1 pseudogene is annotated in these 1,185 nt (G+C 66.5%); it reads left to right on the top strand.

The window, feature by feature from the left end:
• Positions 1–1,185, top strand: a pseudogene (locus D180_RS24520) (RHS repeat protein); the annotation flags it as partial.

The following is a 1,185-nucleotide window of genomic DNA, read 5'->3' as shown; positions in this document are numbered from 1 at the left end:
AGGTCGGCCGTGCGATCTCCAGCCAGCACGCCGGCGGTATCGACGGCGTCACGCTGGCGTACTCGGCTGCCGGTACTCGCGTCACCGATGCGCTGGGCGATGTCAACGATTACACGATGACCGAGGCGGGTGGTGCCTCGCCGAAGGTCGCCACCGTCGCCAGGACCGACGGCACGCTGCAGTACAGCTACAACGACCAGTCCAGCGACTTCCGCCGCCGGCTCAGCAGCGTCACCGATCGCCGTGGTATCCAGACTCAGCACAGCTACGCCGAAGCGACTGAGAACGGTGTTGCGGTGAACATCCACACCGTGCGCGAGGCGATCGGGCAACCGCAGGAGCGCACCACGACGACGCGCACCGCGGCTGGCAGCAATCGCCTGCTGTCGGTGCAGACCGGCGGGCGCACCGTGTCCTACAGCTATAACGATCGCCTGCAGCCGGTGCAGATGACGAGCAGCGACACGGCTTCAGGCAAGCAGCGCACTATCACCTACAGCTACTGCGAAGCGTCCGACGTAGCCGCGACCGACAGCACCTGCCCGATCCTGGGCCTGCCCAAGACGGTCGACGGCGCGCGCACCGACGTCAACGACATCACCAGCTTTACGTATTACCCCACCGACGACAGCACCTGCGCCACGTCCCCGACCACCTGTCCGCACCGCAAGGGCGACCTGTGGAAGGTGACCAACGCGCTTGGCCAGGTCACCGAGTACCTGGCCTACGACGGCGCCGGCCGCGTGCTGTCGGCGAAGGACGCCAATGGCGTGGTCACCGACTTTACCTATCACCCGCGCGGCTGGCTGACCGCCAGCAAGGTGCGCGGGTCCGACGACAGCAGCGAGAGCGATGACCGCATCACCGCGATCGACTATTGGCCGACCGGCCTGGTCAAGCAGGTGACGCAACCCGATGGCGCTTTCACCCGCTTCACCTACGACACGGCGCATCGGCTGACCGATATCGCCGACAACGCCGGCAACACCATCCACTACACCCTGGACAATGCCGGCAACCGGTCCAAGGAGGACACCAAGGACGCCTCGGGCACGCTCAAGCGCACCCTCTCGCGGGTGTACAACCAGCTTGGCCAACTCGCGACGCAGGCCACCGCGCAGGGCGATCCGACCGACTTCGGCTACGACGGCAACGGCAACACCAAGACCGTCACCGACGCGCTCG

It is taken from the genome of Xanthomonas sp. SHU 166 (genome assembly GCF_000364685.1).
GTDB lineage: Bacteria > Pseudomonadota > Gammaproteobacteria > Xanthomonadales > Xanthomonadaceae > Xanthomonas_A > Xanthomonas_A sontii.
Note: the sequence above shows the minus strand (reverse complement) of the source record. Positions and strands in the feature narration are given on the sequence as shown.